Raw genomic sequence first — 13,212 nt, 5'->3', positions numbered from 1 at the left:
TCAGGCCGATTGAATGCCCAGGAAATGCCGGGCATAGCGCGAGTTCATGTCGCGCACGCGCAGCAGTGTCAGGAAATCGGCAACGTTGAAATCTGGATCCCAGGCCGGCAGGCCGCAGATCTTGGCGCCCAGGCGCAGATAGCCCTTGATCAGCGCGGGGGGCTCCACGTCTAGCGCCTGGTTCAGGTCGTCCACAGGCAGCGGCACGCGCGGGAAGGCGTGATATTCGATCGGTGCCAGCGACTTTTCGGCGAACTGACGATAGAGGCTGGCCGCGTAGTGGCCGCCATCGCTCATCGGCACGCTGGCGCAGCCCAGCATCGTTTCGAGATTGTAGCGCTGCAGGTATTCGCCCAGGCCGCCCCACAGGGCCATGATCACGCTGCCCGAGCGATAGTCGCGGTGTACGCACGAACGGCCCAGTTCCAGCATCTTCGGGCGCAGGTGCGCCAGGCGGACCAGGTCGAATTCGGATTCGGCATAGAGGCAGCCGATGCGTTTGGCCTGGTGCGGCGGCAGCACGCGGTAGGTGCCCACGACTTTGAGCGTTTCCTGGTCGCGCACGATCAGGTGGTCGCAGTAGGCGTCGAACATGTCGACGTCGGTCTCGTTGGCCGACGATTGCAGGCGCGCGCCCATTTCCTCGGCGAACACCTTGTAGCGCAGGCGTTGGGCCTCGGCTACTTCGTCTTGATGACGTGCCCACGCCACGCTGAAAGCAGGCGCCGGAGCTTGAGCTTGGGTTTGGAGTTGTGCTGGCTGACGAGGAAGACGCCTCCGCGCCGACTGGCCGGTCAGGCCAGTGGGCAAGGAGTCGAAGAGCGGCTGGGTAGGCGTCGGTAAGTCTCGCATCAGTGTGTCCTTTCGGTGACGAAACGGCTTCGAAACAATGTAGATAGGCCGGGTGACAGCGCCATGAACCGATGATGACGCTTCCGTGACTGACACATCGCTGTCGCTGGGCACAAGCCTTAACCATAGAGCAGGCCGCGGCTAGCGCACATCGTCGATCGTCCAAAAGAACAAACTGATGTCGAATTTGTGGCAGCAGAATCTTATTTCCGCCGCCGTTGTCCTAAAAATGGCTCAAAGGAGGTCGGGCTGGATGACCGCGCGCAGCACGACCTGGGCTTCGTTCTCGCGCGTGCGGCCGGCCAGCCACCAGATGCCGCTTTTCTTCACGCTCCACGGCAGTTCCTGGCCGGCCAGCAGCAGGCTGGCCAGTTGGCCGATCCACGGCTGGTGGCCGACCACTACGGTGTGGTCGTTGCCTTGCGGCCAGTCGATGGCGGCCAGCACGGCGCCCACGTCGGCGCCGGGCGCCAGGTCTTCCAGGATTTCGGCGTTGCCGGACAGCGCCGCCGCGGTTTCGCGCGTACGCAGGGCTGGGCTGCAGACCACGCGGTAGTCAGCGGGCAGTCGGGCGCGCAGCCAGTTGGCGCACGTCTCGGCCTGCTTGCGGCCGCGGCGGGTCAGCGGTCGCTGGAGATCCGCGCTGCGCGAGATGCTCAGCGCATCCGGCAGGTCTTCGGCTTCGGCGTGACGCCAGAGAATCAGGTTCATGTTCGGCAGGGGCTTCGTCGAGCCTTGAGTATGGTGACGCACGGCACGAGCCGCAAGTGCGCGACCGGGCCGCCAAAAACAAAACGGGCCATCCAGTGGGCAAGGCCCACGGATAGCCCGTCAGTGTCGGTAGCAGCGATGTCAGCCGCGTGACAGCGGCGCATCGGCTGCGCGCCGCGAACTCAGGACTTGTGGCGGAAGTTGATGCGGCCCTTGGTCAGGTCGTAAGGCGACATTTCCAGGGTGACGCGGTCGCCGGCCAGGATGCGGATGCGGTGCTTTTGCATCTTGCCCGAAGCGTATGCCCAGATTTCCACGCCGTTTTCCAGCGTCACGCGATAACGGTTGTCGGGCAGGGCTTCCGACACCACGCCGCCAAATTCAATGAGTTCTTCCTTAGCCAATCTGTTTTCCTTTGTGGCAGCCACGAAAGCTGCGTTAAGTTGGTGAGTATCCTGTGGGCGCCCGGTCGCGCGCATCCACGTCTTGCCGCCAAGGCGGCAGCCGCGCGATACGTCGTCGGGAAGCAAGCTGACCGGCCGGCAAACCATGGAAGCCAGGCGGGTCAGAGAATCGAGAAGGGGCGCGGATGACCCTGACGATTGCCTTGCCACTTGCGGTTGCGCGGGCGTCTGGCGCATCCGTGTACATCACGGGGACAGCGGGCAAGGTGTTTCCGGGGCCGGCAACGCATCCGCACCGTCATATCTGAACAATATGAGGGCGGGCCGGTGGTTTTCCAGTGCGCCAGGCGGCGCTTTCCCGGGTAACAGGGCATGCTCAGATACCCCGAACTGACGCGCGATTGTAGCACGATCACACCAGCTACGCAGGCGCAGCATGGGTGCCCGCGCTGTTGCGCAAACGCCATGTACAGGCGCCTGAAGCCATGCTGCGCTGCCGCACTGGTGCCCGTCTATGCATGACCACGCCCGTCCCGGGCGAGCAATCCGCCGCAAGGATGGAGTCCGCGAGGTGGTTTCCGTAACCTTTGTCCTGCAGAATGCCGCCGTCCCGATAAAGAAGGGGCGTATTCGCGACACAACAAAACTAGAAACGGGGAACGGCAATGTGCGCAATCTTTGCCCTGGTGGCATGCATTATCCTGGGCGCGCCGATCGAGCTGTACGGTCTGGGCGCCCTCTGTGCAGTATGGGACCTGTTCAGGGCGGCCGAGGCACGCAAGCAGCTACGTCTGCTCGAAGCGCACGTCGAGGAACTGGAAATGCCGGTGGTGCATGAGGCAAGCAGTGCGGGCGATCTGCACAATGACAGGAAAATACAGGAGCAGGGCGACCGTCGCGTCATTGCGTGATCGAACCAAAGAAAAAGGGCTCACGTCTTTCAACGCAAGCCCTTCATCCACTACCTAAAACTGCCTGCAAATATGGTCGGAGCGATAGGATTCGAACCTACGACCCTCTGATCCCAAATCAGATGCGCTACCAGGCTGCGCTACGCTCCGAAGCCGGCGATTCTATCGCGACACATGCGGCCAGGTCAAATGCGGCGTGCGGAGGATTGCAACGCGCGCAAGTGGCGGGCACGTACCCCGCTTCAGGCGGGATCGTATTTGGCTTGACTTGGTACGTCGCGCTGACATAATCCGCACACCGTATCGGTCCGACCCGGCGCTTCACGCCTGGCAATGCTGTGCCCACCCGGACCTGGTCCCGACTATCACAACTATGGCACGCCAGCCCCGCTAGCGACGCGGGCGCCAGAGCCGTGCCTGAGCCATGCTTCGCCCACGATGCCACGCATCGACGTGACGCGGAGCTGCCGGACCTGCGGAAACAATACAGGACGGCTGTTCGCAGGCCGCAAACAGAAGGCAGTCCGGTGCCATGCGGAGCACCGGCAATGCCTTTGTGAACGGGAATGAAGATGTTTCAGTCGCAGGTGGTGGTGCTGATCGCGGCCTTGTTCGTGCTGCAGATGGCGATCGTCTGTGCCGTGTTGCGGCGCTCCGCCGGTATGGAGCGCAGCGGGCTCACCTCGTGGGCTATCGGCGATCTGGCGGTAACCGTGGCGGCGGTCTTGCTGGCCATTCATGGATACCGTCCGGAGTGGCCGCTGGCTGCCTTGCCCGAACTGGCACTGACCGCCGGGTTGTCGATGATGGTCCACGGCACGCGGCACTTTGTTGGCAAGCCGGGGCGGGCCATTGTGCTGGCCGCGCTGAACCTGCCTGGACTGGCGATGCTGGCGGTGCTGGCATTGCACGCCGCCGGCGTATTGCCGGGCCCGGCGCCTGGCGCCGTGTCGCCCGGATTGTCGATGCTGGTGTCGCCCTCTGCCGTGGCCGGGCTGATGCTCGGCGCATCGGTGACCCAGATGCTGCTGTTGCTGGAGATGATCCGCGTGGTCGTGCCGCGTTTGCCCGCCAAGCGGGGTACCGGGCGCCTGGCCATCCTGTCGCTGACGCTCGTGGCGCTGGCCTGCACGGTGTTTGCGGGCGCGCAGGCCTGGGCGCCGCTGTCGACGCTGGTCGACGGCCATCCGCTGGTGACGCCCGACGAGCGCGACAACATTACGCTGTGCTTTGTCTTCGGCGTGGTTGGCCTGTCGGTCAGCTTCGCGCTGATGGCGCACGACCGCCTGCGGCGGATCATCGAACGCCGTGCGCGCCATGACGACCTGACCGACGTGCTGTCGCGCGGCGCGTTCTGGGAAGAGCTTGAACTCGCGTGCAAGCGGTCGGAGCGCCAGCGTACTGCCTTCACCGTGGCCTTCATTGACCTCGATCATTTCAAGGCCATCAACGACCTTTACGGACATCTGGCGGGGGACAGCGTCCTGCGCCATTTTGCTGGCCTGCTGCGCAAGGCCGCGCCCGCCCGTGCCGTGCTGGGCCGGCTGGGCGGCGAGGAATTCGCGATCGTCATGCCGGACACCACGCTGGAAACCGGCCGAGCCATCAGTGTCCGCCTGAGCGCGCTGGTGCGTTCCACGCCATGTCCGTCCGAGCCCGACGCCATTGCCTATACGGTCAGTATCGGCATGGCCGAACGTCAGGCCGGCGAGAATGCCGACGCGGTCATGCGGCGCGCCGACCGCGCGCTCTACGATGCCAAGCAGATGGGCCGCAACTGCGTGTCGTCGCACGATACGGCAGAGGGCGCCGGCATGCCGCGCCGCCCGCGCGTGCGCGAGCGCGAGTCGTCCTGAGCCGGCCATCCACGCCCTGTTTCGCCGGACCCCGGTTCTGATCGACTTCAGTTTCGTCAGAATCTGATTCAAGGACCGGCTTGCCGATGCTATAGATGTGCAGGTCACTGCAATGCGCTTTGCGCCAACATCCATGGACATCATCAGGCCGGAACACGCTGCCCAGCAGGCCAGGCAGATTCACCAGAACATACCGGGCGCGACATCGATCTCGATCCTGCGGCGCGTGCATGATTCCCGCTACGCCACCCGGTACTTCGTCGGCAACGGCCTGGACATCGGCGGCGGCATCGATTCCATTGCCCTGTTCGGGGACATGTTCCCCACGATGAAGCATGTCTTCGTCTTCGACATGCAGCACGGCGATGCCCAGTACCTGGAGCGAATAGAGGACGAGTCGTTCGACTTCGTCTACTCGTCCCACTGCCTGGAGCATATGGTGGATCCGGCCGTGGCGATCCGGCATTGGATACGGGCGGTGAAGCCCGGTGGACATCTCGTGATCCAGGTGCCGGACGAAGACCTGTACGAGCAGGGACACTGGCCGTCGCGGTTCAACAACGACCACAAGCACACGTTCACGATGTTCAAGGCGCAGTCGTGGTCGCCGGTGTCGATCAACGTCATCGACTTTGTACGGTCCGTATGCGACCAGGTGTCGCCGATCTCGATCTTCCGCGTCGACATCGGTGTGCGGCAAAGCCTGCTGAACCGCGACTTTGACCAGACCCGCACACCTACTGCAGAGTGTGCCATCGAGTTCATCCTGCAGAAGCATCCCGGGTAGCCCTCTGACCCGGCGTGTCCCGCGTGGTATTCCGTAACGACGGCCCGCATCAGGCCGTCGCGGGCGCGTTCCACTGGCGCAACCAGTGCGGTAGAATGCACGCCTTGCCGCAACGGCAAGGTCTTCAAGCGGGCCATCCGCCCTTAGCTCAGTTGGATAGAGCACTCGCCTTCTAAGCGAGCGGTCAGAGGTTCGAATCCTCTAGGGCGGGCCAATTCGCGGCACGCGATCTCCCCCTCATCCCCCTTATTTCCTTGGTCCACAGGTCCGTCGTACTGGCTCGGCACTTGTCAGCGCCGGACGCGGGCAACGCCCGAGCGCCCCGATAGTGACGCCTGCGTAGCTTTCGCGCCCCCAATTGCGTCTTGTCTTTGACAGTTTTCGATGACCGGCCGCCGATCAGGCGTCGGTGATTCCTACAATCTCATCAGAACAGCGTCGCTGGCGTGCGAAGGATCGCGAGGGGGCAGAAGAATGCCACCTGTCGCGAATGGACCGATTCCGGGCATCCGCTCGCTGTTCACCACAGGATATGGGCAAAACGCCATCGTGCATCAGGGGCGCCTCGACAGGAGTGAAAGACATGTTGACGCAACAGACCAAGGAGATTGTGAAGGCCACCGCGCCAGTCCTGGCGCAGCACGGTCTCGACATCATCAAGTGCTTCTACGGGCGTATGTTCGTGGCCCATCCCGAGCTGAAGAACGTCTTCAACATGGCGCACCAGGAACAGGGGCAGCAGCAACAGGCGCTTGCGCGTGCCGTCTACGCCTATGCGGAGAATATCGACGACCCCAGCAGCCTGATGGCCGTGCTTGGCAATATCGCCAACAAGCATGCCAGCCTGGGCGTCAGGCCCGAGCAATATCCGATCGTCGGCGAGCATTTGCTGGCCGCCATCAAGGAAGTACTAGGCAATGCGGCCACGGACGAGATCATTTCGGCTTGGGCCCAGGCCTACGGCAACCTGGCCGACGTGCTGATGGGCATGGAGAGCGGGCTCTACGAGGAGTCGGCGGGCCAGCCGGGCGGCTGGACGGGATGGCGCAGCTTCGTGGTGCGTGACAAGCGGCCCGAGAGCAGCGTGATTACATCTTTCGTGCTGGAGCCGGTGGACGGCGGTCCGGTGCTGAATTTCGAACCGGGCCAGTACATCAGCGTGGCGGTGGACGTGCCGGCACTGGGGCTGCAGCAGATCCGGCAGTACAGCCTGTCCGACATGCCCAACGCGCGAAGCTACCGTATCTCCGTCAAGCGCGAACGTGACGAGGGCAAGCCGGCTGGCTACGTGTCGAACCTGCTACACGACCATGTGGCCGTGGGCGACCAGATCAAGGTCGCGGCGCCGTATGGCACGTTCCATATCGATGTGCACGCAAAAACGCCAATCGTGCTGATCAGCGGCGGCGTGGGGCTGACACCCATGATCAGCATGCTCAAGCGCGCTATCCAGGACCCCGACCGGCAGGTGGTGTTCGTGCATGGCGCCCGCAACGGGGCGGTGCATGCGATGCGCGACCGCCTGCGCGAGACGGCCCGCACGCAGCCGAACTTCAAGCTGATCGTCTTCTACGACAGCCCCTTGCCCGACGATGTGGCGGGTCGTGACTACGACCATGCCGGGTTTGTCGATGTTGGCAAGATCCGGCAGGCCATTGTGCTGCCGGATGCCGACTACTACATCTGCGGCCCGATCCCGTTCATGCGCGTGCAGCACGATGCGCTGAAGCAACTGGGATTGCGCGAGGCACATATCCACTACGAGGTGTTCGGCCCCGACCTGTTTGCGGAGTAGCCGCAACGCGCGCGCCCAGGCACGGCCGCTGGTATGGCATTTGCGCGCCGGGGCGAACGCATGTCTTGCCAGGGGCGGTATGGCCTGCAGCGGCAAACTGCATTTGCCCGCATCGCGTCAGCCGCGCCTCTTTGCCGCGCCAGGCCTTCGGGGATGGAGAACCGGCATCACCGGGGCGGCCCCGACCGGCCCGCCCCGGGCTGTCGCAGCCTTGCCGGTCAGGCAGCCTTGCGCAGCAGGTCGGCGGCGCGCTCGGCGATCATGATGGTGGGCGCGTTGGTGTTGCCCCCGATCAGCGTCGGCATGATCGACGCATCCACCACGCGCAGGCCTTCCACGCCGTGCACGCGCAGTTGCGGGTCCACCACGGCCATTGCGTCGACGCCCATCTTGCAGGTGCCTACGGGATGGTAGATGGTGTCGGCATGGGCGCGTACGAAATCGCGGATTGCCGACTCGTCGCCCTCGCCGGGTCCGAGCAGCGCGGCCAGCGGATCGCTGCCGCCAGCTTCGGTCAGTGCCGACTGGGCGAAGATCCTCCGCATCAGCTTTACGCCGGCCACCATGCCGTCGAGGTCGGACGGCGCCGAGAGGAAGCGCGGATCGATTCGCGGTGCCTCGCGCATGTCCGGCGATGTCAGCGCCACCGTGCCGCGGCTTTCCGGGCGCAGCACGCAGGCATGGCAGGAATAGCCATGGCCGGGCCGGCCATTGCGCAGCACATTGGAATTGCCCAGCAGCGCGGGCGCGAAGTGCAGTTGCAGATCGGGTGCGTCCAGGCCCGGCCGTGTCTTGACGAACGCGCCGGCCTCGGCCACCGGCGACGCCAGCATGCCGGTGCGCCGCCAGCGGTAGCGCATGACCTCGCCGGCCATGCGCGCCACGCCGCGCAGCGAGTAGCCGTATAGATGCCACGATGTGACCGGCTTGCCGATGATGACGTCGAGGTGGTCCTGCAGGTTCTGCCCCACGCCGGGCAGTTCGTGGACCACCGCCACGCCCAGGCTGCGCAGGTGATCGCCCGGGCCGATGCCCGATGCCAGCAGTAGTTGCGGCGAATGGAACGCGCCGCCGCTGACGATCACCTCGCGCCGGGCCCGCAGCGTCTGGGTCTGGCCGTCACGCACCACTTCCACGCCCACGGCCCGCTTGCCTTCGAACACGATGCGCAGCGCCTGCGTGCCGGTCATCACGCAAAGGTTCTGGCGGCCGCCGTTGTGACCCGCATCGGCACGATTGCCGCGATGCAGGTAGGCGCGTGCCGCGTTCCAGCGCTCGCCATTGAACTGCGTGGCCTGGTACAGCCCCACGCCTTCCTGCTCGGCGCCGTTGAAGTCCTGGTTCAGCGGCAGGCCGGCTTGCGCCGCGGCCTGCACGAAGCGGCGCGAGAACGGGTTCGGCGTGCGCAGGTCGCTGACGTGCAGCGGGCCGCTGCCGCCGTGCCACGCGTCGTCGCGCCCGGCATTGCGCTGGTTGCATTCGCTGCGGCGGAAGTAGGGCAGCACGGTTTCGTAGTCCCAGCCCTCGCAGCCCAGTTCGGCCCAACGGTCGTAGTCGCTGCGATGGCCGCGTACGTAGAGCATGGCGTTGATCGACGAACTGCCGCCCAGCCCGCGCCCGCGCGGCTGGTACGACTCGCGGCCGTTCAGGCCGGCCTGCGGCACGGTACGGAAGCCGTAGTTGCGCGGGCCGGGCTGGGGCACCGTCCTTGCGATAGCCAGAGGGGTCCAGACGCTGGGGTGATGATCGTCCGGCCCGGATTCGAGCAGGGCCACGGTGACGCCCGGCTGGTCTGCCAGCCGTCCGGCCAGCGCGCAGCCGGCCGAGCCGGCGCCCACGATGATGTAGTCGAAGCTGGTGTCGCCCATGAATGCAGTCTCCTTGGCGTTGTTCTTGTGTCGTGCTTATTTCTGGAAGCCGTGCGGCGTCACGATATTGAAGTTCGGGTCGAACGTGTCGAGCATGCCGAACAAGCCTGCCACGGCTTGCGGATTGCCGTCTATCCGGACCGCGCCGGACTGCATGGCCTGCGGCAGCGTCAGCTGTTTCAGGCTGATCTGGTCCAGCGTGGCCTTGGTCAGCGTGACCGTGGCGGTGGGCTGCGCGTGCTGGGCTTCGGCCACGTAGGTCAGCGCGCTGTTGCGCAGCGTCATCGCATAACGCTGCTTCAGGTCGGTGAACTGCCAGTTCAGCGTCAGGGTCTTGCCGGCAGCCTTGTCGGCGTTCAGCCGGACGGCCAGGAAGTCGAAGAAGTTCGGCACGCTCAGCGCGCGGACCAGATCCGACGAACTGGTGGCGCTGCTGGACGGCCGGGCCACGCCATCGCGCAATTCCTGCGCGCCGGTCAGGTAGATATTGCGCCAGGTGGCGTTCTCGCTCTGGTAACCGAGCTGTTCCAGCGCGTCGGCCTGCAGCGCGCGGGCGGCGGCGTTCGACGGATCGGCAAACACCAGTTCGTTGCCGATCTGGCTGACCCAGCGGTACTCGCCACGCGCATAGGCGTCGCGCAGGCGGGCCAGCACCGCGTCGGGGCCGCCCATCCATTCGATGGTCTTCCTGGCGGCCTGTTCGGGCGGCAGCGGATTCAGGTGGGCCGGGTTGCCGTCATAGAAACCCAGGTAGCGCTGATACACGGCGCGAACGTTGTGGCTGACCGATCCGTAGTAGTCGCGCGCATACCATTTGCTGGCCAGCGGCTGGGGCAGGGTTTTTAGCTGATCGGCTATCTCCAGCGGCGTGTAGCCCTGGTTCATCAGGCGCAGTGCCTGGTCGTTCAGGTACGCGTACATGTCGCGCTGGTCGGATAGCATTTCGACGATGCGCTCGCGGCCCCAGGTGGGCCAGTGATGCTGGCCGATCAGGATGTCGGTGCGCTCGCCGTAGCGCAGCAGCGACTGCCCCAGGAAGTACGACCAGCCCTTGGCGTCGCGCACCTGCGCGCCGCGCAGCGTCAGCAGGTTGTGCTGGGTGCGCACCGCGTTCTCGGCGATGCACAGCGTGCGGAACTGCGGCAGGTAGAGGTTCATTTCCGCCGGCGCCTCGGTGCCCGGCGTCAGCTGGAATTCGAAGTCCACGCCGTCGATGCGCCGGGTTTCTATCGGCTTGGTAATCGACGATGTGGGCGCCAGCAGCGTCATGGTGCCGCGCGCGGTGGCCTTGCCCAGACCGGTGTCGACCTGGCCCGTGGCGCTTTTCGGCAACTGCGTGCCGTACATGTACTGCGCGCGGCGGCTCATGGCGCTGCCGGCCAGCACGTTCTCGCTGACCGCTTCGTCCATGAAGCCGCTGGGCGCCAGGATATCCACCTTGCCGCTCTTTACATCGGCTTCGTTGACGATGCCGCGCACGCCGCCAAAGTGGTCGACGTGGCTGTGGGTGTAGATCACGGCCACCACCGGCTTGCGGGGACGATGGGCGTAGTAGAGATCCAGTGCGGCGCGGGCGGTTTCGGCCGTCAGCAGCGTGTCGATGACGATCAACCCGGTATCGCCCTCGATGATGTTCATGTTGGCAAGATCGGCGCCGCGCACCTGGTACACGCGGTCCGTGACCTTGAACAGCCCCGCTTCGTTGTTCAGCTGCGCCAGCCGCCACAGGCTGGGATTGACCGTTTTCGGGGCGTCTGCCGCCGATTCGAACGCGTAGGCATTGAAATCCCACACCGGCTTGCCGTCCGCCGTCTTGATGACCGGTTCGGGAAAGCGTGCGACCAGCCCGCGCCGGGCGTCTTCGAAGTCGGCGCGATCCGAGAACGGCAGGCGGTGCAGCCATTCGGCATTCGATTGCTCGGTCAGCGGCGTGGCGGCGTTCGGGCCAGCCAGTGCGACCGGTGCGGCAGGCACGGTCAGGACGGCTGCGGCCAGCATGGCAGTGCGGGCAAGGCGCATGGGAAATCGACTCCTCGGTTGGGCAAGGCATCCATTGAAAGCGCGTCGCACCTATAATTCAATTGCAAATTTCGTATCGCAGCAATGCGTAGGGTGCATATATGAATCTGAAGCGGCTCGAACATCTGGTGGCGGTGGCGGAAGAGGGCTCGCTGGCCGCGGCGGCGCGGCGCGTGCATCTGAGTCAGCCGGCGCTGACGCGCAGCATCCAGGCGCTGGAGGAAGAGGCCGGCGCGGTGCTGTTCGACCGCGGCGCCCGGGGCGTGACGCTGACCACCGTGGGCCGCATGGTGACCGAGCGCGCCCGCCGCATCCTGTTCGAATCGGGCTGCCTGGCGCGCGATCTGGCGTTGGTGCGGCAGCACGAGATTGGCAGCGTGCAGATTGGGCTGGGCGCGTTTCCGGCGGCCATCCTGCTGCCGGAACTGCTTTGCCAGCTGCACCGGCAATGGCCGAAGCTGCGGATTACCACGGAGGTCAGCCATCCGGCCGCGTTGCTGGACGCCCTGCACGCCGAGCAGGTGGATTTCGTGGTGGTCGAGCAGAGCACGGTGCCGACCGCCGCCGAACTCGAAGTGATACGGCTGCCCGGTGGCCCCGGCGGGGTCTATGCCCGGGCCGGGCATCCGCTGGCGGCGGGGCCCGTAAGCCTGGCTGCGCTGCGCGAATCGGCGCTGGTGTCGGTGGTATTTCCACCAGAGACCCACGAACGGCTGCGCAAGGTGCTGCGCTGCAAGCCGGGCGAGGACCTGCCGTTCCAGGTGGAAAGCAACGATTTCCGCGCGCTCACGCACCTGGTGCGCCACGCCGATGCGCTGCTGCTGGCGCCGGCGCGGGCGGTGCGCGACGAACTGGTAGAGGCTGGACGGCTGGTGGCGCTGGATATTCCGGAACTGCCCGAGATCATGATGCAGTTTGCGATCGTGCGGCTGGCGCAGCGGACGCTGTCGCCGGCGGCGGAGCGGGCCGTGGCCGTGATCGAGGCGGTCGCGCGGGCCTGAAAACGGGCAGGGGGCAAACAAAAAGCGCCCCGAAGGGCGCTTTTCGATGTGGCGAACAGATTTGCCGCCAGCGGGGGGCAATCTGGCTGGTTACTCTTCGACAGCCGTGCCGACGATGTTGTAGCCGCCGTCGACGTAGGTGATTTCACCGGTCACGCCGCTGGACAGGTCCGACAGCAGGAAGGCGGCCACATTGCCCACTTCCTCGATCGTCACGTTGCGGCGCATCGGGGCCACGTCCTCGAAATGCTTGAGGAGCTTGCCGAAGTCCTTGATGCCCGACGCGGCCAGCGTCTTGATCGGGCCGGCCGAGATGCCGTTGGCACGAATGCCCTTCGGGCCCACGGCCGATGCCAGGTAGCGCACGCTGGCTTCCAGCGATGCCTTTGCCAGGCCCATCGTGTTGTAGTTCGGCACCACGCGCTCGGCGCCCAGGTACGTCAGCGTCAGCAGCGAAGCCTTGTCGTTCAGCAGCGGCAGAGCGGCCTTGGCCAGTGCCGGGAAGCTGTAGGCCGAGATGTCGTGCGCAATGCGGAAGCCTTCGCGCGACAGGCCTTCCAGGAAATCGCCGGCGATGGCTTCGCGCGGTGCAAAACCGATCGAATGCACCAGACCGTCGAATTTTTCCCAGCGCTGCCCCAAAGCGGCGAACGTGGCGGCGATCTGTTCATCGCTGCCGACGTCGCAGTCATAGATCATGTCGGAGCCGAATTCCTTGGCGAAGTCCGTGATGCGGTCCTTGAAACGCTCGCCTACATAGGTGAAAGCCAGCTCGGCGCCTTCGCGCTTGCAGGCCGACGCAATGCCGTAGGCGATGGAACGGTTCGAAAGCAAGCCCGTGATCAGGATCCGCTTACCTGCCAGAAATCCCATAAATTCTCCAGATTGTTTGTGGGGGACGGGCATGCTTCATGCACTGGCCCGTGTCCGGTGCACGGCAGGGAGGCAAATCCCCGCAGTTTGTTGCGCCGCGTAGAGGGAATGTCCGGATGGTTGGGCGCCACCCGA

Annotated in this window: 11 protein-coding genes and 2 tRNA genes; 6 read left to right on the top strand and 7 right to left on the bottom strand. The window is 65.2% G+C overall.

Annotated features, from left to right (window positions below; genetic code table 11):
- From ACOABP_RS02500 to infA, 3 genes are all read right to left on the bottom strand, one after another.
- Entirely contained in the window at positions 1–852 is an 852-nt protein-coding gene (locus tag ACOABP_RS02500) for a GNAT family N-acetyltransferase (RefSeq protein WP_474226819.1), read from the bottom strand.
- A 234-nt stretch (positions 853–1,086) separates the two neighbouring features.
- A complete protein-coding gene (locus ACOABP_RS02495; RefSeq protein WP_474226818.1) occupies positions 1,087–1,563 on the bottom strand; it encodes a SixA phosphatase family protein in 477 nt (158 codons plus the stop codon).
- Positions 1,564–1,745: 182 nt separating this feature from the next.
- Entirely contained in the window at positions 1,746–1,967 is a 222-nt protein-coding gene (gene infA, locus ACOABP_RS02490; protein WP_008641674.1) for a translation initiation factor IF-1, read from the bottom strand.
- 665 nt (positions 1,968–2,632) lie between these two features.
- Here infA and ACOABP_RS02485 point away from each other — a divergent pair.
- Positions 2,633–2,878 (top strand): hypothetical protein, encoded by a 246-nt coding sequence (locus tag ACOABP_RS02485; RefSeq protein WP_474226817.1) that lies wholly within the window; start codon positions 2,633–2,635, stop codon positions 2,876–2,878.
- 73 nt (positions 2,879–2,951) lie between these two features.
- On the opposite strand, the gene ACOABP_RS02480 is transcribed toward ACOABP_RS02485, so the two are convergent.
- A tRNA-Pro gene (locus ACOABP_RS02480) sits at positions 2,952–3,028 on the bottom strand.
- Between the two features lie 422 nt (positions 3,029–3,450).
- Here ACOABP_RS02480 and ACOABP_RS02475 point away from each other — a divergent pair.
- The 4 genes from ACOABP_RS02475 (at position 3,451) to hmpA (ending at position 7,316) form a co-directional block, all read left to right on the top strand.
- Positions 3,451–4,734, top strand: a complete 1,284-nt coding sequence (locus ACOABP_RS02475) for a GGDEF domain-containing protein (RefSeq protein WP_474227757.1) — start codon at positions 3,451–3,453, stop codon at positions 4,732–4,734.
- 133 nt (positions 4,735–4,867) lie between these two features.
- Positions 4,868–5,521, top strand: coding sequence for a class I SAM-dependent methyltransferase (locus ACOABP_RS02470; protein WP_474226816.1), 654 nt, complete (start codon positions 4,868–4,870; stop codon positions 5,519–5,521).
- A gap of 137 nt (positions 5,522–5,658) precedes the next feature.
- Positions 5,659–5,735 (top strand) — tRNA-Arg (locus ACOABP_RS02465).
- 369 nt (positions 5,736–6,104) lie between these two features.
- The gene (hmpA, locus tag ACOABP_RS02460; RefSeq protein ID WP_474226815.1) at positions 6,105–7,316 is read left to right on the top strand and encodes an NO-inducible flavohemoprotein; all 1,212 of its coding nucleotides are present in this window, start codon (positions 6,105–6,107) and stop codon (positions 7,314–7,316) included.
- A 218-nt stretch (positions 7,317–7,534) separates the two neighbouring features.
- Here hmpA and ACOABP_RS02455 read toward each other — a convergent pair whose 3' ends face one another.
- Both ACOABP_RS02455 and ACOABP_RS02450 read right to left on the bottom strand, forming a co-directional pair.
- The gene (locus ACOABP_RS02455; RefSeq protein WP_474226814.1) at positions 7,535–9,184 is read right to left on the bottom strand and encodes a GMC family oxidoreductase; all 1,650 of its coding nucleotides are present in this window, start codon (positions 9,182–9,184) and stop codon (positions 7,535–7,537) included.
- A gap of 36 nt (positions 9,185–9,220) precedes the next feature.
- Positions 9,221–11,203, bottom strand: coding sequence for an alkyl/aryl-sulfatase (locus ACOABP_RS02450; RefSeq protein WP_474226813.1), 1,983 nt, complete (start codon positions 11,201–11,203; stop codon positions 9,221–9,223).
- A gap of 101 nt (positions 11,204–11,304) precedes the next feature.
- Between ACOABP_RS02450 and ACOABP_RS02445 the strand changes: the two genes are divergently transcribed.
- Positions 11,305–12,204, top strand: coding sequence for a LysR family transcriptional regulator (locus tag ACOABP_RS02445; protein WP_474226812.1), 900 nt, complete (start codon positions 11,305–11,307; stop codon positions 12,202–12,204).
- Between the two features lie 90 nt (positions 12,205–12,294).
- Here ACOABP_RS02445 and fabI read toward each other — a convergent pair whose 3' ends face one another.
- A complete protein-coding gene (gene fabI, locus ACOABP_RS02440; protein ID WP_066734412.1) occupies positions 12,295–13,077 on the bottom strand; it encodes an enoyl-ACP reductase FabI in 783 nt (260 codons plus the stop codon).
- Between the last annotated feature and the right edge of the window lie 135 nt (positions 13,078–13,212).

Source organism: Cupriavidus sp. HE11, from assembly GCF_056097175.1.
This window is presented reverse-complemented; position numbering and strand designations above follow the sequence as displayed.

Bases quoted from the DNA above. Each gene is read 5' to 3' on its own strand.
- ACOABP_RS02495 (WP_474226818.1), bottom strand. From the start codon at position 1,563: ATGAACCTGATTCTCTGGCGTCACGCCGAAGCCGAAGACCTGCCGGAT.
- ACOABP_RS02455 (WP_474226814.1), bottom strand. From the start codon at position 9,184: ATGGGCGACACCAGCTTCGACTACATCATCGTGGGCGCCGGCTCGGCC.
- hmpA (WP_474226815.1), top strand. From the start codon at position 6,105: ATGTTGACGCAACAGACCAAGGAGATTGTGAAGGCCACCGCGCCAGTC.
- ACOABP_RS02470 (WP_474226816.1), top strand. From the start codon at position 4,868: ATGGACATCATCAGGCCGGAACACGCTGCCCAGCAGGCCAGGCAGATT.
- ACOABP_RS02500 (WP_474226819.1), bottom strand. From the start codon at position 852: ATGCGAGACTTACCGACGCCTACCCAGCCGCTCTTCGACTCCTTGCCC.
- ACOABP_RS02475 (WP_474227757.1), top strand. From the start codon at position 3,451: ATGTTTCAGTCGCAGGTGGTGGTGCTGATCGCGGCCTTGTTCGTGCTG.
- ACOABP_RS02450 (WP_474226813.1), bottom strand. From the start codon at position 11,203: ATGCGCCTTGCCCGCACTGCCATGCTGGCCGCAGCCGTCCTGACCGTG.
- fabI (WP_066734412.1), bottom strand. From the start codon at position 13,077: ATGGGATTTCTGGCAGGTAAGCGGATCCTGATCACGGGCTTGCTTTCG.
- ACOABP_RS02485 (WP_474226817.1), top strand. From the start codon at position 2,633: ATGTGCGCAATCTTTGCCCTGGTGGCATGCATTATCCTGGGCGCGCCG.
- ACOABP_RS02445 (WP_474226812.1), top strand. From the start codon at position 11,305: ATGAATCTGAAGCGGCTCGAACATCTGGTGGCGGTGGCGGAAGAGGGC.